Genomic DNA, 22,478 nt, shown 5'->3' with positions numbered 1-22,478 from the left:
GGACACCATGGCTCGCGGGTTGGCCCTGGGGGACTCGGGGCCCGAGGTGCGGCGGCTGCAGGAGTTGCTCACCCAGCGGGGCTACCCGCTGGTCGTGGACGGCGACTTCGGTGAGGCCACACGCGCGGCGCTCGTCACCTACCAGGCACAGAACCTGGACTCCAACGGCGCGCCGCTGGTGGCGGACGGGCAGGTGGGGCCGGCCACGTGGTGGAGCCTCACGCACCTGCGACCCTTCCTCGTGCATCCTCCCGCCATCGACTTCACCGTCATGCCGCTGCCGGAGCTGGGCGGCAGCGCGCGCGGAAGGCATGCGCTGGAGTCGGCCCTCGGCGAGCTGAAGGCGGGCGCGGGCGAGGAGGGCGGGCCCAACGCGGGGCCGTGGATTCGCAAGTACCTGCATGGCCTGGCGCCCGAGGGCAGCACCTGGTGCGCCGGCTTCGTGAGCTGGTGCTTCTGGCAGGACCCGGGCGGCCCGCCCTTCCCCTATATCGTCAGCGCGCGGAAGCTCTTCGGCGAGCTGGGGCAGCGCGGCTGGGCCCACCTGTCGGGAGAGCCCTACACGCCCCAGCCGGGGGACCTCGTCGTCTGGTCCCGCGTGGACGCGGACGGCCACGAGGACCACGTGGGGCTGGTGCACCACGTGGCGTACGGCATGCTCTACACGGTGGAGGGCAGCCACGGCCCGCGCGTGCGGGGCTTCAGCTACGCGCTCCGCCACATGGACCGGCTGCTGGGCTACGCGCAGGTGCCCGGGCCGTGAAGGCGGAAGTCCGGGCGCCGCACGAGGCCGCGCGTCAGCTTCCGGTGGCCTTCTGGCGGTGGGCCTTCGCCTTGGCGTGCGCCTTGTCGAAGCCTTCGTAGAAGCGCACGGCCTGCTCGCCCACCATCTGGATGTGCTGGTTGTTGAAGTAGGCCGTAATCGGCGCGGCGACGAGCGGCATGGCCCGCCCCAGCGTGTGCATGCCGCCCTTCTCCAGCATCATCGCGGCCAGCTTCCCCAGCACCTTGGGCCCCGCGCGGTGCAGCGGGCCAATCCCGTTGGCGTAGCCCAGCAGGTCCAGCATCTCTCCGCGGGCGCGCTCCGTCTTGAGGTTCGCCTTGTAGAGGGTGGCCACGTCGGTGAGCAGGATGACTTGCAGGTACGCCATGAAGAGCAGGTCCGCCGGCAGCGCCACCAGGCCGAAGACGCCGCTCACGCCGCCCACCATGCCGGCGAGGTTCTTCTTCTCGTCGATGAGGCGCTGGGCCAGGTCCTTCGGCTGCGACTGGGGGTAGCGCTTCTCCAGCTCGGCCACGCGGACGCGCGCGCGCGCCACCTCCGCGGTGACGATGTCCGACAGCTTCGCCGAGCCGAGCTTCTTCAGCTCGCTGGGGGTCAGCATCTTCATGAAGGCCAGCCGCTCGGCCACCCGGTCGTAGATGCCCATTCGTCACTCCTCCTTGTCCCGCCTGTCCTCTAATAACCCCGCTCGGACAGGTAGAGGTCCACCAGCGCGCCCTCTTCGTACCAGGCGTGCCGCATCTCCACGTTGAACCAGCGCGAGTCCGGCTTCGCCCCGCGCACCTCCAGCTTCACCTGGTTGGGCGACGTGTCGATGACGGCCGCGCGCGCCTTGCACGCGCCGCCCGGCTCCTCGCCATAGCCACCCTCCAGGCACACCTCGTCACCCACCGACAGCCGACGGGTGTACTCGGTGGCGAGGTACATGGCTTCGTCGCACGCGGAGCGCGCGTTGGAACTGCCATGCACCTGACAGCGGTCCCTGGGAGGCGCCTTCACGACGGGAATGACCCCGTAGATGGGGTCCTCGTCGTTGGGATTGGGGCGGAACGAGCCAATGGCCTTGCAACCCGAGAGCACCAGCGCGAGCGCACCGGCCGCCATCCACATCCGCCTCATCGTATGCCTGCCTCCGGGGCCATCCGCCCCTTTCTTAAGGATGGGCGGAGCATGGCAAAAGGCACCCGGAGGGGCAAAGCGGCGCGGACTCAGGCCGAGCGGCGCTGGGGGCCCGGAATCTCTTCCTGGATGCCGGGGACGATGCGGTTCTTCCCGTCCACGAACACCACGGTGGGCTTCCAGCCGGCGAGCTCCGCCTCTTCCACCTCGGCGAAGGTGGCGAGAATCACCAGGTCGCCGGGCTGGTTGAGGTGCGCGGCCGCGCCGTTGATGCAGATGACGCCGCTGCCCGAGGGGCCCTCGAGCGCGTACGTCTCCAGGCGCGTGCCCCGGGTGACGTTCCAGACCGCCACCTTCTCGTAGGGGAGGATGTCGGCGGCGCGCAGCAGGTCCACGTCGATGGTGACGGAGCCCTCGTAGTCCAGGTCGGCCTGGGTGACGGTGGCTCGGTGGATCTTGGACTTGAAGAGGATGCGGCGCATGGCGGAAGTCCGGGAACCTGGGGGGATGACGACCCACCGTAACGTCAAGAGTGCTCCGGGACAACCCTGGGGTTCAGTCCTCGTCGCCCGGGGAGCAGGCAGGCGTCATTTCACGAAGTTGAGGAGCTGACTCAGGCTGAGCGGCACGGACTGGGTGTCCGAGGTGAGCTTTCCGTCCAGCTTCACCTGGGCGCTTCCACCCGAGCGCAGCGCCATGGCCGCCGAGGCCGCGCTCAAGAGGTTGATGGTGAGCGGCAGCGTCACCTGCTTCGTCCCGCTGCCGTCCAGCAGGCCCAGGTTGCCTGTGGACAGGTTGCCCACATTCGCGCCGCCCACCTTGAGCGCGCCGGTGATGCCGGCCACGGGGAGGGGGAAGCTGTTGCGGTTCTTGATTTCGAGGGGGAACTCGATGGTGGCGCTGGTGCCGCTGATGCCCTTGATGCGGGGCGACTGGAAGGAGACCTGCGGAATCTTGGGCACCTCGAAGGCGCCCTCCTTCGACAGCGGGAAGTTGAGCACGCCGATGGGCGTCTTGATGCCCACGCTGCCCTCGGCCTTGTACGCGGCCTTGTCCTTGTTGAGGAACGTCTCCACCACCGGGGCGATGTCCGCGAACCTCACGTTGGCGGGGAACACCAGTTCGCTCTTGCCGTTCTTCTTGAGCGACAGGCCCTTCTTCGGCTTGCCGGCGACCACCTGCTTGCCCTCGACGAAGAAGGAGTAGTCCACCGAGGCCAGGTCCAGCCCGAAGCTGTTGGGGTTGTTCACCTCGTACACGAGGTCCACGGTGGCGTCGGACAGGGACGCGCTGGACAGGCGGGCCGTCTTGAAGGTGAGGGTGGGCTTCTTGAAGGCCCCCTTCAGCAGGTTCTGGAGGGCGGCACAGCCCGTCAGGGTGGTGAAGGACAGGACGGCCAGGACGAGGAGGGCGCGTTTCATCTTGGGCATGGGCGTATCACCAGACGCGGGTTTTCTATCGCGGATTCAATGCCGCCGTCCGGGCATGGCGGATGGGTGTACCGCGTTGTGGGCCGGGTGGTATGTGGCAGGTCTCCCCGCACCATGATGGAGGCACCCTTGCCCGGGGTCCGGACACACATCCCCTCCTTTCCTCCGCCCCGGCTCCGAGCCCTTCGTTGGCTGGCCCTGGGGCTTGCGGCGCTGGCGCTGGCGGGCTGCTCCCGGGGCGGGCCCTCCGGCGCCGAAGGCCGGAAGCTGGCGCTCAGCCCCTGCCGGTTGGAGGGAGTGGCCAGCCAGGCGCTGTGCGGCACGTACGAGGTGTTCGAGGACCGCGCGGCGAAGGCGGGCCGGAAGATTGCCCTGCGCGTGGTGGTGGTGCCGGCGCTGGCGGCCCAGGCGGAGCCGGACCCGCTGGTGCTGCTGGCGGGCGGGCCGGGACAGGCGGCGTCGCGCGTGTCGCAAGTCCTCCTGGCGCTGGAGCGCATCCGCCGCAAGCGCGACATCGTCCTGGTGGACCAGCGCGGCACCGGGGACTCGAACCCGCTGGAGTGTGAGCCGCACCCGCTGGAGGAGGGGCTGGCGGCGCGCTTCGATGACCGCGGCGCGGTGGAGAAGCTGCGCAGGTGCCGCGAGGGCTGGGCCGCGGACGTGCGCCACTACACCACGCCCAACGCGATGGACGATTTGGACGAGGTCCGCGCGGCGCTCGGCTACGACAAGGTGAATCTCTGGGGCGTGTCCTACGGCACGCGCGCGGCGCTGGTGTACATGCGCCAGCACCCGGAGCGGGTGCGCACCGCGATTCTGGACGGCGTGGCGCCCATGAGCCTGTACCTGCCGCTGAACGCGCCGCGCGACGGGCAGCACGCGCTGGACTCGCTGCTGGCCCACTGCGAGAAGGACGCGACGTGCGCGAAGGCGTACCCGGACCTGCGGCCGCGCACGGAAGGACTGCTGGCGAAGCTGGCGGCCCAGCCCGCGCGCGCCCAGGTGCCGCACCCGCTCACCGGGGTGCCGGAGGAGCTCACCCTGTCGCGCAGGGCCTTCCTGTCGGAGCTGTTCAGCCAGCTCTACAGCCCGGAGATGGCGTCGCTGGTGCCGCTGACCTTGGACAGGGCGGCACGCGGCGAGTGGGCCCCCTTCGTGGCGCTGGGCGTGGGCCAGTCGGAGAGCGCGGGCCGCACCGTGAGCCATGGCCTGTACTACGCCGTCGTCTGCGCGGAGGACGCGCCCTTCTTCGACGCGGCGGCGGTGGAGCGCGAGGCGAAGGGGACGTGGTTCGGCCCGGACATGGGGCTCGAGACGCTGGCCATCTGCGCGGACTGGCCGAAGGCAGCGCTGCCCGCGGGCTACCGCGAGCCGGTGGTGTCGGCCGTGCCCACGCTGCTGCTCTCCGGAGAGCTGGACCCGGTGACGCCGCCCGTGTGGGCGGAGGACGCGAAGCGCACGCTCAGCCACAGCCTGCACGTGGTGGTGCCCGGCGTGGGCCACAACACGGTGGGCGCGGACTGCGCGCGCACGCTGATGAATGACTTGCTCACGCGCGGGAGTGTGGAGGGGCTGACGCCTTCGTGCGGCACCCGCCTCACCCGGCCTCCCTTCTTCACCTCCTTCGCCGGCCCGGTGCCTTGAGATGATTGAAGCCAGGAACCTGCACAAGCGCTTCGGCGCGGTGACGGCGGTGGAGGACGTGTCCTTCACCGCGCGGGACGGCGTGATTACGGGCCTGCTGGGCCCCAACGGCGCGGGCAAGACGACGACGCTGCGCATGCTCTACACGCTGGTGCGCCCGGACGGCGGCACCGCGCTGGTGGACGGCGTGGACGTGGTGCAGCGGCCCGAGGACGCGCGCCGCGCCCTAGGCGTGCTGCCGGACACGCGCGGCCTCTACCCGCGCCTCACCGCCCGCGAGCATGCGCGCTACTACGGCGAGCTGCACGGCCTGTCCGGCGCGGCGCTCGACGCGCGCGTGGCGGAGCTCATCGACCTGCTGGACATGAAGGACATCGCGGACCGGCGCACCGAGGGCTTCAGCCAGGGCCAGCGGGTGAAGGTGGCGCTGGCGCGCGCGCTGGTGCACGGGCCGCGCAACGTGCTGCTGGACGAGCCCACCAACGGGCTGGACGTGATGAGCACCCGCGCGGTGCGCACGCTCTTGCGGCAGCTGAAGGCGGAGGGGCGGTGCGTGGTGTTCTCCAGCCATGTCATGCAGGAGGTGGCCGCGCTGTGTGACCGCATCGTCGTGGTGGCGCACGGGCGCGTGGTGGCGGACGGGACGCCGGACGAGCTGCGCGCGCGCACCGGCAAGGACAGCCTGGAGGAGGCCTTCGTGGCCACCATCGGCAGCGAGCAGGGGCTGATGCAATGAGGCGTCTGACCGGCACCGTCTTCCGCAAGGAGCTGAAGGACCACCTGCGCGACAGGCGCTCGGTGCTCACCGCGGTGATGTTCCCGCTGCTGGGCCCCGTCGTCTTCCTGGTGATGTTCAACCTGCTGGCCTCCTGGTACCGGCAGGACCGGCCGCTGGAATTGCCGGTGGTGGGGCGCGAGCACGCCCCCAGCCTGATGGCCTTCCTGGAGCGCTACGGGGCCACGCTCAAGGAGGCGCCGAAGGACTACGAGGCGCTCATCCGCGCGGGCACGCTGGACGCGGTGCTCATCGTCCCGGAGGACTACGGCAAGGAGTTCTCCTCCGGACGCACCGCCGAGGTGCAGCTCGTGGTGGACAGCTCGCGCCAGTCCGCGCGCCACTCCACCCTGCGCGCGCGCCGGCTGCTGGAGGCGTACGCGGGGATGCTGGGCAACCAGCGCCTCTACGCGCGCGGCATCGCCCCGGAGCTGGCCATCCCCGTGCGGGTGGAGGAGCTGGACTTGTCCACGCCCGAGCGCACCGCGGCGGGCGTGCTCAACATGGTGCCCCTCTTCCTGGTGCTGGCCGCCTTCGCGGGCGGCATGCAGGTGGCCAGCGACACCATGGCCGGCGAGCGCGAGCGCGGCTCGCTGGAGCCGCTGTTGCTCAACCCCGCCCCGCGCGGCGCGGTGGTGGCGGGCAAGTGGATGGCCACCGTCGCCATGGCGGTCGGCGCGGTGCTGCTGACGCTGGTGGGCTACCTGCTCGTGGTGCGGCGCGTGCCGCTGGAGGACCTGGGCGTGAAGGCCCGCTTCGACGCGCCGGCCGCCCTGGGCATGGCCGTGGCGGTGCTGCCGCTGACGCTGGCCGCGTCGGCCGTGCAGCTGTGGGTGTCCACGTATGCACGCTCCTTCAAGGAGGCGCAGACGTACCTGTCCCTGCTCATGGTGGTGCCCATGCTGCCGGGCATGGTGCTGGCGCTGTCCCCGTTGCAGACGAAGCTGTGGATGTTCGCCGTGCCGGTGCTCGGGCAGGAGCTGCTCGCGGGTGAGGTGATGCGGGGCGAAGCGCTGGGCCCGCTACCCTTCCTCATCGCCGCGGGCTCCAGCCTGGTGGTGGCGGCGCTCGCCCTGCGCATCACCTCCCACCTGCTCACGCAGGAGCGCATCATCTTCGGCCGCGGCTGAGGGTCGGCACGCACCCGAGTGGCTCGGCGCGCACCCCCGGGCTCGGCCGCCCGCCTGCCTTCGGCGCGCTTCCGTTTCCTTCCGGACGGTGTGAGGCTTTCGAGCCCATGCCTACCGAGCCGATGACCCGCGCGACGGTGTTCGAGCACCTCTTCATCAAGGGACTGCGGGCGGACGGAGTGCTCGTGGAGCTGCTGCGGGCCGAGGGCGTGGAGCTGAACTCCCTGGACGCGGAGTACCCCGTCGGGGTGCTCAACCGGTGCGTGGACGTCACCTGCGCGCACCTGTATCCGGACCTGGAGCTGGAAGCCGCGCGGCTGCAGGTGGGCCGCAGCTTCGTGCAGGGCTTCATCCAGACGCTGATGGGCAAGGCGGTGGCGGTGGGCCTGCCCATGCTGGGCCCGGTGCGCTACCTCAAGCGCTTCCCGGACCACGTGCTGATGGACGGCTCTCCGCTGCGGGTGACGCTGGTGCAGCTGGCGGAGCGCACCTTCCGCATGGAGTTCCGCAACGAGTTCCAGGTGCTGTCGGGCTTCATGTCGGGCGTCCTGCTGGAGTGGCTGAAGCTGGCGCGCGCCGAGGCGACCATCACCACCGAGCGTCACTCGCCCATGAGTTTCGATCTTCACATCACGTGGTAGCCCCGCGGGGCGGCAATGTCGGCGGGGTGGCCCTTGGTGGGCGACTCCGGATGACATCCGCTCGCGGTTGTCCTCCAATGGGGGCAGATGACGCCCGAGCGAGAAGCCTCCCTCCCCCCCGCGCCGGCCTCCGTGGCCTCGGCGCGGGGTGAGCCCCGATTTGGCACATACCAGGGCGAGCTGCCCGAGGTGGACCTCCCCAAGCTGCAAGGGGCGTGGTCTCCCACGCGCACCACGCGCCTGCTCAAGCGCAAGCGCTGGCACTACACCTTCGCGGCCACGCCGGAAGTCGCGGCCCTCTTCGCGGTGGTGGACCTGGGCTACACGGCCAGCGCCTTCGCGGTGGCGCTGGACCTCAAGGAGCGCCGGCCGCTGTGCGACGTGAGCTTCCTGGGCGCGCCCGGGCCCATGGTGGAGCTGGGCGACAAGCCCGGGGCGGGGCTCAACGCCCGCTTCCGGACGCTGGGCGGCCGGCTGTCGGTGCGGCGTGGCGAGGAGGACGAGCGCTACCACGTGGAGGTGGATGTCAGCCGGCTGCGCACCGGCAGCCTCCAGTCCTTCCAGTGGGCGGGGGACCTGCTGGTGGCGGGCGGCCCGCCCGCGCTGACGGTGATTGCGCCGGTGGAGGGGGACGGGCTCGTCAACGTGACGATGAAGCGCAACGGCCTGCTGTCCTTCGGCAGCCTGGAGGCGGGCGGCAAGCGCTTCCGGCTCGACGGCGGCGTGGGCGGCATGGACTACACGCAGGGCTACCTGGCGCGGCACACGGCGTGGCGCTGGGCCTTCGCGGCGGGACGGCTGGCGGATGGGATGCCGGTGGGCATCAACCTCGTGGAGGGCTTCAACGAGGGCAACGTCGAGGCGAACGAGAATGCGCTGTGGCTCGGGGACAGGCTGTACCCGCTGGCGCGGGCGCGCTTCGAGTACAACCCGAAGGAGCTGATGGAGCCGTGGCGGCTGACGACGGTGGATGGCGCGGTGGACCTGCGCTTCCAGCCGTTCCACGTGCACCGCGAGGAGCGGGATTTGCGCCTCGTGGTGAGTCACTTCGCGCAGCCGGTGGGCCTCTTCCAGGGCACGGTGAAGCTGGGCGGGCGCACGCTGGAGCTGAACAACGTGCCCGGCGTCACCGAGGACCAGGACATGCTGTGGTGACGGGGCGGCTTCAGGCCGGCGTCTCCCTGCGCCGGCCCAGCCGCCAGACATTCATCGCCACGGCGTAGACGGCGACGTCCACGAGGCGTGGGAGCAGCATGTCGACCTTGCTGGCGAAGTCGGGAGAGCCGTCCCAGCCCCAGTTGAGACACCACTCGAGCATGACGAGCAGGACCGCCACGAGCTCGAACATGGCGAAGCGCAGCCAGCCGCGCCGCGCGTCATCCTGACGCAGGAACGTGGAGACCAGCGCGAGCAGGGCCGCGGGAAGCGCCGTCAGCGCCAGCCTCAGGAGCCACCACTCCCCGGAGGGCTCCCCGGAGGACACCGACCGGGCCCAGAGGGCCGCGACGCCTCCGACGAAGATGCACCCTCCGCTGAACAGGACTTCCTCCACGTGTTTCAACCACTTCTGCACGGCCACCCCCTTGAATGAGGCGTGAACCTACCGGCGGGAGTTGGTTACGGCACGTAACAAGCCCAGGCCTCATCGATAACTCGTGGTTATCGATGACGACGGGTGTCAGGGCGACGTGTGGATGAGCTCGGAGGTGAGCTTCCCCTCGGGACGGACCTGCTCCAGCCACTCCAGCTGTCCCCGGGCGCTGGCTCTCGCCCTTGCGGTGCTGGTGCCGACGGTCAGCGTGAGCGCGCTGGCGGATGAGTCACGGCGCAGGGTGAGCTCCAGCGGCGCGGTGACGTCGTCGGCCGGGCGGTACACGTCGAGCACCACCTCCGGTCTGTCTCCGGGCAACAGCCACCTGCTCACGGCGAGGCGGACGTCGTCGTCCGTGGCGAGTCCCCGCTTCGAGGTGAAGGTGCCCTTCAGGGCGCGCGGACCCTGACGTCCCTCGTAGCGGTACGTGGTTCCGGGGACGGTGAGTGCTTCCGGACTGGCGGGCTCGGCGCCACGGGCATTGCCCTGGGTGCCGGGGACGGTGCGCGCTTCCGGGCTGGGGGACTCCGCACCGCGGGTCTTACCCTGGGTGCCGGGGACGGTGCGCGCTGCAGGGGGGGCTGGCTCGGCGCCGCGGCCATTGCGCGTTGCTGCCTCATGCTGCGTGGTGGGCGTCCCGGTAGCAGCGGTGGTGCGGGAGGCCGGCTCCTTCTCGCGCCGCAGCGTCACCTGCAAGGCCAGGGCGCCATTCTCCGCCCGCGCATGACGCAGTTCCGTCAGGTGGCCCTGCTCGTCGGTGAGCGTGGTGGTGGTGGCGTCCTCCGCGCGCAACGTGCCGTCCGTGCCGGGGAGGAGCAGGCTGGTGGTGGACTCGGTGCGCGTGTGGCCTGTCGCCTCGCTCCGCGACGTGCGCCACTCGAAGCCGGCGAGCCTTCCGTCCAGCTTCAGCACTCGGAGTTCCTCGCCTCGCTGCTCGGACGGACGCGAGCGGCCGGGGACCTGGAGCGTGCGGGCCAAATCGGTGGTGATGCGGCGGAACGTCCGCGCGTAGCCGGGCTCGTCGTGCGCGCACAGCAGCGGCAGCGCGCGGCTCGTGCTCACCATCAGCTTCATCTGCCCCGGTGCAGTCGTCTCGTAGTCCACGCGGAAGAACAGGGCCGGCGCTCCCGCCACTACGGTGACTTCCGTGGGAAACATCTGTCGCACCGTAACGCCCGGGCCTTCACGCACCGCCTTCGCCACCGCGAGCAGCGAGCCCGCGGCGTCCAGCGGCCGCTCGTAGATGAAGCACGCCAGCGCGGCTCCGGTGCCCAGGGGGATGTCGATGCGCGTGGAGCCCTCGTTGCGCGCCAGCGTGGGCGGCGCGCTGGCCTCCACCTCCGCGGTGAAGATGCGCTCGGGCGAGTCCACCCGGTGCTTCGGCAGCGGTGGCTGCTCCCGTGCGAAGGGGCCCGTGGGTTCGGGCTCCGTCGGTCCGGTGGAGGTCCCCGTCGTGGCCCCGCCCTCCGGGGCCCCGCTCTGTCCGGCTCCCGGCCGGGATGTCCGTGTCGGGCCGGCACAGGCGGTGGCGAGGCACAGCAGGAGGGCGATTCGCCGCATCGGTGGACTCGGAGCACGGAAGGGTAGCGCGGGAGGACGCTAGCCCGACCCTGCCGCGGCGTCAGTCACCTCAGCCTTCCAGCGGAGAGCTGGTGATGTGCACCGCACGCTCCTCCAGGAAGTAGCGGCGGACGAAGCCCTTCAGCTCGGCGCCGGTGGGCACCGGGGGCGGCTGGAGGAAGCCCAGGTCGGTGAGCCCCTTCTCCCGAGGCTCCGCCGCCCGGGCGGCGACCGCATCCGCGAGTGTTGCCTCGTCCACCAGCCCGGGGCCGGCCGCGCGCTTCCACCGCTTCTCCAGCAGCTTGCGCTCGGCGGCGCTCGGAGGACGGGTGGCCAGCGCATCGAAGGTCTCCTGCATCAGGTAGGGCAGCCGCGAGCCCTCGATGGAGCGCGTGTACGCGAAGGCGAGCAGCAAGTCATTGCCACGCAGGTTGAGGCAGAGCACGCGCATGCTGGAGACGATGGGCTCCTTCACGTGCACCTCGCCCAGCAGCCGGAGCTGGAGCAGGTCCGCCACCGCGCGGCAGGTGTCCCTGTCCCCGCTGTCGATGGGATACCCCAGGGTGACGAAGGTGGCGGACGCGCGCGTCTGCTGCACCGCCGGGTACGTCGCCCGCTCGACGGAGGGCGGCACGGCCTCCTCGGGAAGCGCGGGCGGCAGGCGGTAGCCCTCCTCCGCGAGCCGGCGCGCGGCTTGCGCGTCCACCGCGCCCGTGAGCACGAGCGAGATGTTGGAGGTGACGTAGTGGCGCCGGTAGAAGTCCACCACGTCGTCGCGGGTGATGCGCTCGCGCGATTCGGCGGTGCCGATGATGGCGTGCTCCAGCGAGGGTTCCTGGAACAGCGCCTCCTCGACCTGGCTGGCCAGGCTCCCCTGCGTGAAGTGGTAGAGGCTCTCCGTCTTGATGATGCCGCGCTCCCGCTCCAGCCACTTGCCGCCGGGGAGCGTCGGGCTCGTCACCATGCGCAGCACGTCCCGGGCCAGGGGGAGGAAGGCGTCCCTTGGCGCGTCCAGCGCGTACACCGTGGACTGCGCCGACGTGAAGGCGTTGAGCGTGCCCCCCGCGGCCTCGACGCGCGAGCGGAGCGCGGCGCCGGGCAGGTCGTGGCTGCCGTGGAACACCAGGTGCTCCAGCAGGTGCGCGAGGCCCTCCTTGCCGGACGGGTCGCGAGAGGCGCCCGAGCGCACCACCAGCCGCAGCGAGGCCGTGGCCGCTCCAGGATGAGACACCACCACCAGCTCCGTGCCGTCCGCCAGCAGCTCGGCGGTGGAGGACGAAGCGGCGCCCGCCAGGGCGGGGCACACGGTGCAGAGCAGCAGGAGCAGCTGTCGCCAGGGGCGAAGGAAGCGCATGGTCATCTCCGCCTCGAGCGGTTGCCGGGTCTGGGGGGCTGCCGCACGGGCGCGGTGCGCGGGCTGAAGCTCAGGTGGACGAGGCGGTCCTCGCGCAGCCAGGGCGCGACGACGCGGGTGAGCTCCTCGGGTGTCAGCGAGGCCAGCGCGGCCTCCACCTCGCCCGAGTACCAGGCCGGTGTCTGGAGGCTGTCGGCCAGTTGGCGCGCCACCGCCCCGGGCCGCGGGTCCTCCAGGCGCAGCCGCGCGAGCGCCGCGCCACGACTGGCGGCGAACTCCTCGGGCGTCACCTTGCCCTCGCGCACCGCGGCCACCTCCTTCAGGAGGAAGGGGCCCAGGTCCAGCGCCGACGGGTCGCTCGCGGGCAGCGTCAGCACCAGCGCGTCCATCCACGGCGTCAGCAGCGGCGCGGCGTCCTGCGAGTAGCCCACGCCCATGCCGCGGAAGCGCTGCTCCATGCGCTCGCGGAGCAGGTGCCCCACCACGCGGAGCGCGGCGGCCTCCGAGGGCCCGGTGAGCTGGACGGGGTAGGCCAGCACATTCACGTCGCTGCGGGCGGGGACCTCGACCTTCAGGGGGAGCCGGGGCTCCAGCCGCGCCACCGGCGAGGAGAGGCCGCCCTTGTACCGGGAGACCGTGCGGCGCAGCGCCGCCGCGTCGAATGCGCCCGCCGCGATGACCACCGCGTTGCGCGGGTTGAACGCGCTGGCCATGTGAGAGGCCACGATGTCCTCCGTGAAGCTCTGCGCGCTCGACGCGTTGGCGGGCGGCCCGGCCGCGTAGCGGGAGTCACTGGACAGCGCCATGGCCAGGCGCGCTTCGAGGAAGTCGTCCTGCGCCGTCAGCCTCGGGTCCTGGCTGGCCCGCTCGATGGCCGCCTCGAACTTCGCGGGGGCCAGCTGGGGGGCCAGCAGGAGCGGCAGCAGCCGCTGCGCCAGCGCGTCGAAGTCGTCGACGTGGGCGTCGAGGATGAAGGCGCTCTGGCGCAGGCCCGTGACGAGCTCCAGGGAGGCCCCCGTGCCGAACAATTCCCGGACCAGGTCGTCGTAGCGGCCCCGCTTGTTGGCCTCCAGCATCACATGCTGCGTCACCCGGGTGAGCCCGCTGTCACCCGCCTCGTCGAACCGGCCGCTCTGGAAGAGCACGACGAGCGTCGCCGTGCCCGCGCCCTCGCGAGGGGCGAGCACGAGCTGCGGGTGGTCCGCCGACTCGCGCGAGCGTTGGACTTCGAAGGGGGCGGCGGCGGCGCTCCAGGCCCAGAGCAGTGTCAGGACGCCCCACCAGGACCGCGGGCTCCTCATGGCGACTCCCTTCCCAGCAGCGCGTCTTCCGGCCGCGGCGCGACGACCACCTTGGGCCCTGCATTCGTCTCCTCCACCGCGAGCCCGTTGAGGCCGGCGCGGTGCACCGTGAGGGCATAGCGGGAAGCGCCCTCCGGAGCCTCCCGCTGCATCCACAGGCGCCTCACGCGCTGGTCCCACCACTCCCGGGGGTGCCCTCCGTAGAGCGCGTCCACGGGCACGGGGGCCGGGGCCGGTGACGCCGAGGCCGCCGCCAGGGCGACGGCGGCGGGCGCGGGCGTCGCGCTCTCCACGCCGAGCACCAGTGCGCGTTGCCCGTCATTCCACCAGGTGGCGTCCACCCGCTTCCCCGCTTCGTCGTAGCGGGTCCAGTCCCCATGCCGGCGTCCCTGGCGGTAGTGGCCCTCCACACGCGTCCGGCCGCTGGGGAAGTAGAGGGTGTACGGGCCGTGGAGCTGCCCATCCTCGTGGTGCCGTCGCTCCAGCGGGGTGCCGTCCTCGGCCTGCTCCAGCTTCTCGCCGTGCAGTCGCCCCCGGGCGTAGGAGGACCGCGCCACCAGGGCGCCCGACTCGGCGAAGTAGCTCCAGGTGCCGGTGGGCAGGTTCTGCAGGTACGCGCCCTCCGCCCGCAGCCGCCCGGCGCCGTCCCAGTGACGGAAGGCCCCCGAGCGCTGGCCCGCGGTCCACGCCGTCTCCTCACGCAGGCGCCCGCGCGCGTCCCGAAGCCACGAGGTGCCCTGCTGCTTGTCCTTCTCGTCGAGGCACTGGTGCAGCGCCCAGCCGTCCGCGCGCACCGTGCGCTGGTGGCGGGTGTCCGGTGTGCAGGGAGGACTGACGGACAGCAGCCGGACGACGCCGACGGCGACGCAGAGCGAGCCCGCCAGCGCCGCGCCGCTCAGGGCCGGCGACAGGGGGCGCGTCGCGTTGCGCTCCGGGGTGGGCGTGGGCCGGGCACGGGGGCGGCCATGGCTGCCTCCGGTGAGCCGGTGCAGCATGCCCGCGCGCAGCCACGCCACGCCGCAGTCGGCACAGCGCGAGAGGATGCTCCCGCGCAGGGCCACGGTGGGGACGCTTCCCCCGCAGGAGGCGCAAGGCACCTGCCGTCCCGTCGGCTCCGCGCCCTGCAGCTCCTCCTGCGCGAGCAGGGCGCCCTGCTCCACGGCGGACAGCAGGTCTCCGCCACAGCGGGCGCAGTGGTGACCGGGCTGGCCGGGCTCCCGGAGGAGGGGCGCGGGCGCGGGGCACTCGGGGCAGTCGAGCCCCGGGGCCGCGTCCGTCTCGGCCGGGGTCGGTGCGACTTCGGCGGCGGGGAGCACCGGAGCGGGAGGCCGGGCCGCGAGCTCGCGCAGCGCCTGGACGTGGCCCAGCAGCACGAGGACCTGCACGAGCAGGAGCATGCCGTCGGTGACGAGCACCCCGAACGCCCACTCCGGGGTGTTCTTCCAGGCCTCCAGGACCAGGGCCCCGGCGACGGCGAGGTGCAGGAAGACGAGGCCGGAAACACCCACCCTCAACGCCGTGGCCCGCCGGGGCGACGACTCCTTCGCCAGCTCGCGGAAGGAGTACGTGAGGCCGAAGAGCCGGTACCCCGGAACGAAGGCCAGTGCGAACAGCTGCAGGCGGGAGAGGGGACGCGGCCCACCCGCCTTGCGCTGGAGCTCCCCTCCCAGCAGGAGGACGCCGCCCCAGCAGAGCCAGGGAAGCAGGGCGGCCAGCGCGGGCACCCGGTCCACCTCCAGCGGTGCACCCCACAGGACGGGCCACAGCACCCAGGCCTGGAACGCCCTGGGCACCTCCAGGGGCGCCGCGAGCTGGAGGAGTCGTGCCGCGACGAAGGCCGCCCCCACACAGACGAGCGCCGTCAGCTGCCGGGGCTGTGTAAGGATTTCAGGTGATGTCTTGATTTGAGGTGCTGTCTCCAGGATTTCTGGAGTTGGAGGCGGCTGGGAGGACATTTCACCTTCTGCGCGGAGCCGGCCCGCACTCTAGCCGAAGAGCGTGCCCAGACATGAGTCACCGCCAATGCTGCCAGGACTCACAGCCGGTGAATGGCGTGGCATTGACCTCATGTCGTGAGCTGCGTATAGGGCTGCGTTCGCTTCTCAGACATGCGAGGGGGATAGTCAGACATGCGGTGTCATCGAGACCTCACCATCCAGTTGCTCGGGGTCACCGTGGCCCTACTCGTCGCGCACGCGGCCGAGGCGCAGTCCTCCGGCTCGTATCGCCCCCGGAACTCCCTACCGTACAAGGAGCTGCCGTCGCGAGACGTGAAGCTGGGCACCATCGAGCCGGGCGGCCCCGCCGAGCGCTCCGCGCTCCCGGACCGTGGGGCCTTCTGCAAGAGCGTGAAGAGCCTGCTTCGCGCGGCGGGCAAGGGCTTCGTGCCCCTGCGCGGCGCTCCGCAGAAGAGCTACGCGGAGGACGTGAGCATCTGGGAGTCGAGGCAGGGCATCGAGGACTTCCGCTGCTCCGTCTACAGCACGCGCGTGCTGGGCGACTACGTCTACTGCGTCCAGGCCAACGAGCAGTGCAAGCCGTTGCAGGACCGCTTCCACATCTTCTCGTCGTACCTCATGGAGTCGTGCGCCCGGGATTGGACCTGGGCGGACTCGCGGGTGAACTCCTATGACCCGCGCCGCATGGTGACCGCCACGAACGACGAGGGCGTGCGCATCACCTTCGAGACGTCGCGGGCCAAGGACTCCTATTCCATGTGTGACTTGTCGCTCTCCATCGAGCTGCTCTGAGCGGCCCGGCGTGACTCGACGATGGCGCGGAAGGAGCGGCTGCGCAGCTCCTCCAGCGTGAGGCCCGCGGCGAGCACCTCGTCCTGGTTGAGGGCGCCGCAGCTCAGCCCGCGCAGGAAGAAGTTGAGCAGGCCCTGCCCGGTGGCCGCGTCGTCGAACACGTCGCCCACCAGCGAGGCCTGCGCGGCCTTCTCCAGGAAGGCCTTCAGCCGGCGCGAGGCGGCGTCCAGCCCCTCCAGGAAGAACGCGTACACCGCCGCGTAGCGCACGGGCAGCTGCCCCGGGTGCAGGTCCCACCCCTGGTACCACGCGCGCTCCAGCGAGTGACGGATGTGCCGGTACGACAGCTGCCACACCCGGTGCACCGCCTCCATGTTCTCCCGCCGCTGCGTGGGGAGCACCGACTCCTCGCCCTGCGCCCGGTGCGGCGGTATCGGCATGACGTGGGTGGCGCCGTCGGCCAGCATGATGCCGGTGCCGGCGAGCGACACCTGCACCACGTCGCGCAGGAAGTCACAGGACGGGTGCAGCATGCTCTGCACGTGCGCGCTGACGCTGAGGGCCGCGGTGTAGTCGTACACGCCCAGGTGCACGCTGGTGCAGCGCCCCGCGCTCGCCGCCACCAGCCGGGGCAGGTGCAGCCGCCCCTCCGCGTCGAACAGGGACTGCGGCGTCTCCACCATCAGCTCCAGGCCCAGCGAGCCCGGCGCCAGCCCCTTCTGGGTCTCGAAGACCTCCAGGATGCGCGCGAGCGCCGCCACCTGCTCGGGCAAGGACACCTTGGGCAGCGTGACGACGAAGGACGGCGGCAGCTTCCCGCCGGTGCGCTCCAGCAGGGTGGTGAGGAACAAGTCCAGCGTGCGCGAGGAGCGCTCGAACAGCTCCTCCGTGAAGGACTTCACCCGGATGCCGATGAACGGCGGCAGCGAGCCCTGCTCCAGGCCGCGCGCCATCTCCTCGGCGGCGGACACGGCGTGCCCGTCCTCCTCCGCGTCGGGGCGGTGGCCGTAGCCGTCCTCGAAGTCGACGCGCAAATCCTCCACCGGCTCGCGCTCGAGCTTGTCCACCACGCGCCCGTAGACGCGCTGGGCGAAGCGGCCGCGCTGGGGCAGCCCCAGGCCGTGGGCCAGCTCGGCCGCGTCCGGGGCGTACTCCTTCAGCGCGGCGAGCGCGAGGTCCCCCAGCTTCCGCGCCGTGTTGGCGCGGAAGAGGTGGGCCCCGCCGTACACCACGTGCACGGGCTGCCGGCGCGGCGACTCGCCGGGGTACGCCCGCTCGAAGGCGGTGTTGGCCCGGCGCAGGGCCTCGCGGGCGCCGGCGAGGCTGGACGGCGTCAGCGTCGTCTTCACGGCTGCTTCTTCAGCCACGCGGACACCTCGGAGGCGCAGCGCTCACGCAGCGCCACGTCCTGGGACAGCCGCTCCAGCGTCTGCGCCGTGGCCTGCTGCGCCTCGGGCACGGGGTTGGCCTGCAGGAGCGCCTTCATCTGCTCCAGGTGCTCGCGCGTGCGCAGCATGCCCATGGCCTCGACGATGCGGCGCATCAGCATGGGCGCGCTGCCCGTGCGGGCCATCACGTCCTTCCACCGCTTCTGCATCTGCCCCCACCAGCCCTCGCGGCCGGTGCGGTTGCCCAGCAGGCCCGCGATGAAGCTGGCCACGTCCTGCGTCTTCACCGTGTCGGTGAAGAGCAGCCCCTGCGCGCGCTCGGCCAGGGCCTTGTCCTCGAAGCCGGCGAGCGCCATGAGGTAGCGGCGCTGCGTGGCCGGGTCCGGCTCCTTCGGCATCCGCTGGAGGAAGGTCTCGAAGAGGGCCGTGTCCCCGGCGCGCGCCACCATGGCCACCGCCGCGTCCAGCAGGTTGGGCTCCAGCGCGTCGTTGTCGCCGGCCAGCATGCGGGCCACGCGCGGGCGGGCCTCCGCCAGGGCCTCGGGGCTGCGCGCCAGGCCGCCCATTGCCCGCACCAGCGCCGCGCGCCGCAGCTTCACCCGGTCCGACTCGCCCGCCGCCGCCTGCCAGCCCACGCGCTTCAGGCCCGGGCCGAGCAGCCGCTCCACCCACCGGCGGAAGCGCTCCTGCTCCTCGCCGTCCAGCAGCCGGCCCTCCACGTACGCCAGCCGCCCCACCAGCTCGTCCAGGACGGAGTCGTCCTCCTCGTCGCCGAAGCGGCCGGCCAAATCGAGCAGGTCCGCAATCGACGCCTGCCCGGAGCGCACCAGCGCCCACTGGTCCGCCAGCAGGGAGATGCGCTCGGAGGGCGCGAGCGCCTTCACGTTCGCCGCCAGCTTCTCCAGCGCGGGCTTGTCATAGGCCACGCGGTAGAAGCCGGTGGAGCCGGCGTTGGCGGTGAGCCACTTCACGTCGCCCGAGCCCTCCAGCTTCACCGCGGCCTGCGCGTCGCGCAGCAGCACGCGCTGCTCGCGCACGCCCGTGCCGTCCTCGAAGCGCAGCACCATGGGCACCGGCCACTTCTCGCCGCTCTGCACGCCCGGCTCCGAGTAGAAGCGCCGCTGCGACAGGTGCAGGGTGCGCCCGTCCAGCTTCGCCGTCACCAGGGGGAAGCCGCTCTGGCCCACCCACGCCGTGGCCAGCTCCTCCACCGGCTGCTTCGCGGCCTCGCCCAGCGCGTTCCAGAGGTCTTCCTTCACCGCGTTGGCGCGCGCGTGCTTGCGCATGTACTGGCGGATGCCCTCGCGGAAGGGGCCCTCTCCGAGGAAGCCCTCAATCATCCGCAGCACCGCGCCGCCCTTCTCGTACGTAATCGCGTCGAAGCTCTCACCGGCCTCGCCCGCGTTGCGCACCACCCCGTGGATGGGGTGCGTGGACTTGAGCGCGTCCAGGTGCAGCGCGCTGGCGCGGTGCGCGTCGAAGTCCAGCCACATGCGCCACTCGGGGCGCCACTGGTCGACAATCTTGAAGGCCATCCACGTGGCGAAGGCCTCGTTGAGCCACAGGTCGTCCCACCACACCATGGTGACCCAGTTGCCGAACCACTGGTGCGCCAGCTCGTGCGTCACCACCTCCGCCACGCGCTTCTGCACGGACAGGGGCGCGGTGGCCGGGTCCAAAAGCAGCGCCACCTCGCGGTAGGTAATCAGGCCGGCGTTCTCCATGGCGCCGGCCTCGAAGTCGGGGATGCCCACCTGGTCCACCTTGGTGAAGGCATAGGGCAGGCCGAAGTAGTCCTGGAGCCGGGGCAGCACGTTGAGCGCCACGTCCTGGCCGAAGCGCGTCAGGTGCGCCTTCTCCGGCAGGGACCAGGTGCGCACCGGCACGCCCTGGATCTTCTCCTCGTCGGTGCCCACCAGGGGACCCACGACGAGGGCGATGAGGTAGCTGCTCAGCACCTCCGTCTCCTGGAACGTCACCTTGCGCAGGCCGCCGTCCTGCTCGTCCTTCACCACCGGGCCGTTGCCCAGCACGGTGAGCCCCTGCGGCACGCGCACGGAGAGGGCCCACTTCGCCTTGAAGGCCGGCTCGTCGAAGCAGGGGAAGAGGCGGCGCGCGTCGGCGGCCTCGAACTGCGTGGCCGCCACCTTGCCCGCCTGGTACAGGCCGCGCAGGCCTTCGGTGAAGCGGCCTGTCCACGCCACGTCCAGCGACGCGGCCCCGGCGGGCAGCGGCGTGTCGAAGCGCAGCACCACCGTCTCGCTCTGCGCCATGGGCTGGAGCGAGGACGGCCTGCGCTGCTCGCCGCCCGCGCGGAACGTCACCTCACCCAGCTGCAGGGCGATGGCATGGAGGATGATTTCCTTCGCCGGCTCGGCCAGCTCCAGCTCGATGGTCTGCTGTCCGGAGAAGGTCCGCGCGTCCAGGTCGAGCGTGACGGTGGCCACGTGGCGACGGGGACGGATGGTATCGGGCAGGCGGAAGTTCTTGTCTTCGGTCGGATGCGCCATAGGGATTGGGAATGTAGCGTCCAGGCCGCGTCGTGCCTGGACTTAAGTGGCGGTTGTCCGCCGTCACACCCTTGAAGGCCGGGCGCGGCGACGGGGGGAGGAGGTGGTCGGGCGTGGGACGAGCGGGTGCGAAGAGGCGGGACGCATCCGGTAGACGCGCTGCCGGGCCGTGGAGAGGTTGTCGTCGTCGTCGAAAGACACAGGGGTCGAGCTCCAACGGCCTGAAGCTGGGGACGCCTCGTACCGCGGGGCACCCGTGCCGCCCACCTGTCGGGTGGAGCAGGCAGGGGAGCCGGGACGGACGTGCGCTCCCTCGCACCGCCGCCCTTCCTAGCACCCGGCCGGGCACACCCGTGCTGCTTACCTTCGCCTGGGGGTCGTTCATGGCACGTCGCGCCATGTTGCTCGCACTGTGCTTCGTGGCGCTGAAGTACCTCTGCCTGCGCTTCGTCTACCCCCCGTTCATGAGCGCGCTGCTGTGGCTGCCCGCCGGGGTGAGCCTGGCCTTCCTGCTCCGCTCCCCCACGCGCATGTGGCCCGCCCTGCTGGCCGCCGTCTTCGCGGCGGAGGCGGTGACGGTGGTGATTCAGGGCATCCCGGTGTCGGCGGCGGTTGCCTGGGGGGTGGGCAACGTGCTGCGCACCCTGCTGGGCGCGGCGCTGCTGCGGCGCTTCGTGGGCGGGCCGGTGCTCTTCCACCGGGTGCGCGACGTGGCCGGGCTGCTCGTCCTGGGGGGCCTGGTGGGCACGCTGCCCAGCGCACTGCTGGGAGCGGTGGGCGTCCACCTGTGGGGCGGCACGGCGGGCTTCGGGGACGAGTTCGTGGCCTGGTGGCTCAGCGACCTGCTGGGCACCGTGCTGGCAGCGCCCGTGTTGCTGACGTGGTGGTCCCCGGGCCGCGAGGTATGGGCGCCCCGGCGGTTGGTGGAACTGGGAGGGCTGCTGGCGCTGGTGGCCGGCGTCACCATCCTCATCTTCCGGCGCTCCGGAGCGGACTCCATGGGGCTGCTGACCACGCTGCCCTATGCGGCGTTTCCGTTCGTCATCGCCGCGGCGCTGCGCCACGGGCCCCGGGGGGCCTCCAGCGCCATCCTGGTGATGGGGACGCTGGCGGTGGCGTACACGGGCTGGGGGTGCGGGCCCTTCGCCATGCTGCCCATGTCGGTGGCGGAGCGGGTCCTCTCCGTGCAGGTCTTCCTGGCGGTGCTCGGCCTCACCTCCCTCACCCTGGCGGCGGTGGTGGCGTCGCGGCGCCGGGCGGAGGTGGCCCAGCGGGTGCTGGCCACCGCGGGGGCGGAGCTGGCGTCGTCACCGGACTGGGGCGCCACGCTGCCGCGCGTGGTCCGGCTCATCGTCCCGGAGCTGTGCGCCGGCGCCGCGCTCTGGATGGTGGACACGCACGGCGTGGTGCAGCGGGTGGCGGCGGCGGGGTGGACGACCGGGCATGTGGCGGCGCTGCGCGGCCAGTTTCCTCCGCTGCCGCTCGCGCCGCGCCGCTGGCGGAGGGCCGAGGGCTCCGGGGTGCTGGTGCCGCTGCGGGTGCGCGGGGAGGTGGTGGGGGCGCTCGCGCTGGTGGCGGACGCCGACGAGCACCCCCTGGGCCGGCGCGACGTGCTGCTGGCGGAGGACCTGGCGCGCCGCTGCGCCATGGCCATGGAGAACGCGCGGCTGCTCGACGAGGCGCACGAGGCCATTGGCGCCCGGGACGAGTTCATCTCCGTGGCGGCGCACGAGCTGCGCACGCCGCTGGCCACGCTCACCCTGCGCGTGCAGAGCCTGATGACCCAGCTGCGCCGCGCGGGCGAGCGGGAGGAGGTGATGGAGCGGCTGGGCTTCATCTCCCGGCAGGTGACGCGGCTGACGGGGCTGGTGGAGAGCGTGCTGGACGTGGGCCGCGTCAACGCCGGCACGCTGGCGCTCCGGCGGGAGCAGGTGGACCTCACCGCGCTGGTGGAGGCGTGCGTGGAGCGCCTCGCGGACGAGGCCTCGCGTTCCGGCTGTGAGCTGCGGCTGAAGACTCCGGCGCCCCATGTCATGGCGTGGATGGACCGGGGGCGCGTGGAGCAGGCGCTCACGCACCTGCTGGGCAACGCCATCAAGTTCGGCATCGGCGCGCCGGTGGACGTGGAGCTGGTCCTGGTGGACGACCGCGCGCGGCTGACGGTGGCGGACCATGGCATCGGCATCCCTCCCGAGGCGCTGGAGCGCATCTTCGGGCGCTTCGAGCGCGCGGTGTCCTCGCGCCAGTACGGTGGACTGGGGCTGGGACTGTTCCTCACCCGGCAGATTGTCGAGGCGCACGGCGGCTCCATCCACGTGGAGAGCGAGGCCGGCGCGGGGGCCACCTTCGTGCTGGAGCTGCCCGTGCAGCCGGGCCGCTCGCTCCAGGGGGCGCCGGCGTGGCCCCAGCCGGGGGCGTGAGGCGCGCGCGTGGGGGCCTGCGTGGCGCCGCCGCGGGCTCCGGCGGCGCCGGATGTTTCCATCATGGGTCGTCCCGCGGTC

General features: G+C 71.9%; 19 protein-coding genes. 8 read left to right on the top strand and 11 right to left on the bottom strand.

The window, feature by feature from the left end:
* Positions 1-7: 7 nt before the first annotated feature.
* On the top strand, positions 8-763 hold the full coding sequence (locus ACX9TP_RS44415) for a peptidoglycan-binding protein (RefSeq protein ID WP_482976765.1): 756 nt from the start codon (positions 8-10) through the stop codon (positions 761-763).
* Positions 764-797: 34 nt separating this feature from the next.
* Here ACX9TP_RS44415 and ACX9TP_RS44410 read toward each other — a convergent pair whose 3' ends face one another.
* The 4 genes from ACX9TP_RS44410 to ACX9TP_RS44395 all read right to left on the bottom strand — a co-directional run bounded on the left by ACX9TP_RS44410 (position 798) and on the right by ACX9TP_RS44395 (position 3,333).
* A complete protein-coding gene (locus ACX9TP_RS44410) occupies positions 798-1,430 on the bottom strand; it encodes an EcsC family protein (RefSeq protein WP_482976764.1) in 633 nt (210 codons plus the stop codon).
* 29 nt (positions 1,431-1,459) lie between these two features.
* Positions 1,460-1,903 carry a hypothetical protein gene (locus tag ACX9TP_RS44405; protein ID WP_482976763.1) on the bottom strand — a complete coding sequence of 148 codons (444 nt, stop codon included), beginning with the start codon at positions 1,901-1,903 and terminating at the stop codon, positions 1,460-1,462.
* Between the two features lie 89 nt (positions 1,904-1,992).
* Entirely contained in the window at positions 1,993-2,385 is a 393-nt protein-coding gene (gene panD / locus ACX9TP_RS44400) for an aspartate 1-decarboxylase (RefSeq protein WP_482976762.1), read from the bottom strand.
* Between the two features lie 105 nt (positions 2,386-2,490).
* Positions 2,491-3,333, bottom strand: a complete 843-nt coding sequence (locus ACX9TP_RS44395; RefSeq protein ID WP_482976761.1) for an LEA/WHy family protein — start codon at positions 3,331-3,333, stop codon at positions 2,491-2,493.
* Positions 3,334-3,450: 117 nt separating this feature from the next.
* Here ACX9TP_RS44395 and ACX9TP_RS44390 point away from each other — a divergent pair, with 117 nt between their 5' ends.
* From ACX9TP_RS44390 to ACX9TP_RS44370, 5 genes are all read left to right on the top strand, one after another.
* On the top strand, positions 3,451-4,977 hold the full coding sequence (locus ACX9TP_RS44390; protein WP_482982326.1) for an alpha/beta hydrolase: 1,527 nt from the start codon (positions 3,451-3,453) through the stop codon (positions 4,975-4,977).
* A 1-nt stretch (position 4,978) separates the two neighbouring features.
* Positions 4,979-5,713 carry an ABC transporter ATP-binding protein gene (locus tag ACX9TP_RS44385; RefSeq protein ID WP_482976760.1) on the top strand — a complete coding sequence of 245 codons (735 nt, stop codon included), beginning with the start codon at positions 4,979-4,981 and terminating at the stop codon, positions 5,711-5,713.
* Positions 5,710-6,882, top strand: a complete 1,173-nt coding sequence (locus ACX9TP_RS44380) for an ABC transporter permease (protein ID WP_482976759.1) — start codon at positions 5,710-5,712, stop codon at positions 6,880-6,882. The genes ACX9TP_RS44385 and ACX9TP_RS44380 overlap by 4 nt, the downstream gene beginning before the upstream one ends.
* Positions 6,883-6,989: 107 nt before the next feature.
* Entirely contained in the window at positions 6,990-7,523 is a 534-nt protein-coding gene (locus ACX9TP_RS44375; protein WP_482976758.1) for a DUF2378 family protein, read from the top strand.
* Positions 7,524-7,610: 87 nt separating this feature from the next.
* Positions 7,611-8,678: a DUF2804 domain-containing protein gene (locus ACX9TP_RS44370; protein ID WP_482976757.1), complete on the top strand. Its 1,068-nt coding sequence runs from the start codon at positions 7,611-7,613 to the stop codon at positions 8,676-8,678.
* Between the two features lie 10 nt (positions 8,679-8,688).
* On the opposite strand, the gene ACX9TP_RS44365 is transcribed toward ACX9TP_RS44370, so the two are convergent.
* The 5 genes from ACX9TP_RS44365 to ACX9TP_RS44345 form a co-directional block, all read right to left on the bottom strand.
* The gene (locus ACX9TP_RS44365) at positions 8,689-9,096 is read right to left on the bottom strand and encodes a hypothetical protein (RefSeq protein ID WP_482976756.1); all 408 of its coding nucleotides are present in this window, start codon (positions 9,094-9,096) and stop codon (positions 8,689-8,691) included.
* 105 nt (positions 9,097-9,201) lie between these two features.
* Positions 9,202-10,674 (bottom strand): hypothetical protein, encoded by a 1,473-nt coding sequence (locus tag ACX9TP_RS44360; RefSeq protein ID WP_482976755.1) that lies wholly within the window; start codon positions 10,672-10,674, stop codon positions 9,202-9,204.
* A gap of 70 nt (positions 10,675-10,744) precedes the next feature.
* The gene (locus ACX9TP_RS44355) at positions 10,745-12,028 is read right to left on the bottom strand and encodes a M16 family metallopeptidase (RefSeq protein WP_482976754.1); all 1,284 of its coding nucleotides are present in this window, start codon (positions 12,026-12,028) and stop codon (positions 10,745-10,747) included.
* Positions 12,029-12,030: 2 nt separating this feature from the next.
* The gene (locus ACX9TP_RS44350) at positions 12,031-13,329 is read right to left on the bottom strand and encodes a peptidase M16 family protein (protein ID WP_482976753.1); all 1,299 of its coding nucleotides are present in this window, start codon (positions 13,327-13,329) and stop codon (positions 12,031-12,033) included.
* The gene (locus tag ACX9TP_RS44345; RefSeq protein ID WP_482976752.1) at positions 13,326-15,284 is read right to left on the bottom strand and encodes a toxin-antitoxin system YwqK family antitoxin; all 1,959 of its coding nucleotides are present in this window, start codon (positions 15,282-15,284) and stop codon (positions 13,326-13,328) included. Before ACX9TP_RS44345 ends, ACX9TP_RS44350 begins: the two co-directional genes overlap by 4 nt.
* Before the next feature lie 174 nt (positions 15,285-15,458).
* Between ACX9TP_RS44345 and ACX9TP_RS44340 the strand changes: the two genes are divergently transcribed.
* Positions 15,459-16,079: a hypothetical protein gene (locus ACX9TP_RS44340; RefSeq protein ID WP_482976751.1), complete on the top strand. Its 621-nt coding sequence runs from the start codon at positions 15,459-15,461 to the stop codon at positions 16,077-16,079.
* Here ACX9TP_RS44340 and ACX9TP_RS44335 read toward each other — a convergent pair.
* The gene (locus ACX9TP_RS44335; RefSeq protein ID WP_482976750.1) at positions 16,037-17,428 is read right to left on the bottom strand and encodes a DUF6986 family protein; all 1,392 of its coding nucleotides are present in this window, start codon (positions 17,426-17,428) and stop codon (positions 16,037-16,039) included. The genes ACX9TP_RS44340 and ACX9TP_RS44335 overlap by 43 nt on opposite strands.
* Positions 17,425-19,977 carry a M1 family metallopeptidase gene (locus tag ACX9TP_RS44330; RefSeq protein ID WP_482976749.1) on the bottom strand — a complete coding sequence of 851 codons (2,553 nt, stop codon included), beginning with the start codon at positions 19,975-19,977 and terminating at the stop codon, positions 17,425-17,427. Before ACX9TP_RS44330 ends, ACX9TP_RS44335 begins: the two co-directional genes overlap by 4 nt.
* A gap of 383 nt (positions 19,978-20,360) precedes the next feature.
* Between ACX9TP_RS44330 and ACX9TP_RS44325 the strand changes: the two genes are divergently transcribed.
* The gene (locus ACX9TP_RS44325) at positions 20,361-22,397 is read left to right on the top strand and encodes a sensor histidine kinase (protein WP_482976748.1); all 2,037 of its coding nucleotides are present in this window, start codon (positions 20,361-20,363) and stop codon (positions 22,395-22,397) included.
* Positions 22,398-22,478: the final 81 nt, after the last annotated feature.

The organism is Pyxidicoccus sp. M15 (genome assembly GCF_056858435.1).
This window is presented reverse-complemented; position numbering and strand designations above follow the sequence as displayed.

Bases quoted from the DNA above. Each gene is read 5' to 3' on its own strand.
- ACX9TP_RS44415 (WP_482976765.1), top strand. From the start codon at position 8: ATGGCTCGCGGGTTGGCCCTGGGGGACTCGGGGCCCGAGGTGCGGCGG.
- ACX9TP_RS44410 (WP_482976764.1), bottom strand. From the start codon at position 1,430: ATGGGCATCTACGACCGGGTGGCCGAGCGGCTGGCCTTCATGAAGATG.
- ACX9TP_RS44405 (WP_482976763.1), bottom strand. From the start codon at position 1,903: ATGAGGCGGATGTGGATGGCGGCCGGTGCGCTCGCGCTGGTGCTCTCG.
- panD (WP_482976762.1), bottom strand. From the start codon at position 2,385: ATGCGCCGCATCCTCTTCAAGTCCAAGATCCACCGAGCCACCGTCACC.
- ACX9TP_RS44395 (WP_482976761.1), bottom strand. From the start codon at position 3,333: ATGCCCAAGATGAAACGCGCCCTCCTCGTCCTGGCCGTCCTGTCCTTC.
- ACX9TP_RS44390 (WP_482982326.1), top strand. From the start codon at position 3,451: ATGGAGGCACCCTTGCCCGGGGTCCGGACACACATCCCCTCCTTTCCT.
- ACX9TP_RS44385 (WP_482976760.1), top strand. From the start codon at position 4,979: ATGATTGAAGCCAGGAACCTGCACAAGCGCTTCGGCGCGGTGACGGCG.
- ACX9TP_RS44380 (WP_482976759.1), top strand. From the start codon at position 5,710: ATGAGGCGTCTGACCGGCACCGTCTTCCGCAAGGAGCTGAAGGACCAC.
- ACX9TP_RS44375 (WP_482976758.1), top strand. From the start codon at position 6,990: ATGCCTACCGAGCCGATGACCCGCGCGACGGTGTTCGAGCACCTCTTC.
- ACX9TP_RS44370 (WP_482976757.1), top strand. From the start codon at position 7,611: ATGACGCCCGAGCGAGAAGCCTCCCTCCCCCCCGCGCCGGCCTCCGTG.
- ACX9TP_RS44360 (WP_482976755.1), bottom strand. From the start codon at position 10,674: ATGCGGCGAATCGCCCTCCTGCTGTGCCTCGCCACCGCCTGTGCCGGC.
- ACX9TP_RS44355 (WP_482976754.1), bottom strand. From the start codon at position 12,028: ATGCGCTTCCTTCGCCCCTGGCGACAGCTGCTCCTGCTGCTCTGCACC.
- ACX9TP_RS44350 (WP_482976753.1), bottom strand. From the start codon at position 13,329: ATGAGGAGCCCGCGGTCCTGGTGGGGCGTCCTGACACTGCTCTGGGCC.
- ACX9TP_RS44345 (WP_482976752.1), bottom strand. From the start codon at position 15,284: ATGTCCTCCCAGCCGCCTCCAACTCCAGAAATCCTGGAGACAGCACCT.
- ACX9TP_RS44340 (WP_482976751.1), top strand. From the start codon at position 15,459: ATGCGGTGTCATCGAGACCTCACCATCCAGTTGCTCGGGGTCACCGTG.
- ACX9TP_RS44330 (WP_482976749.1), bottom strand. From the start codon at position 19,977: ATGGCGCATCCGACCGAAGACAAGAACTTCCGCCTGCCCGATACCATC.
- ACX9TP_RS44325 (WP_482976748.1), top strand. From the start codon at position 20,361: ATGGCACGTCGCGCCATGTTGCTCGCACTGTGCTTCGTGGCGCTGAAG.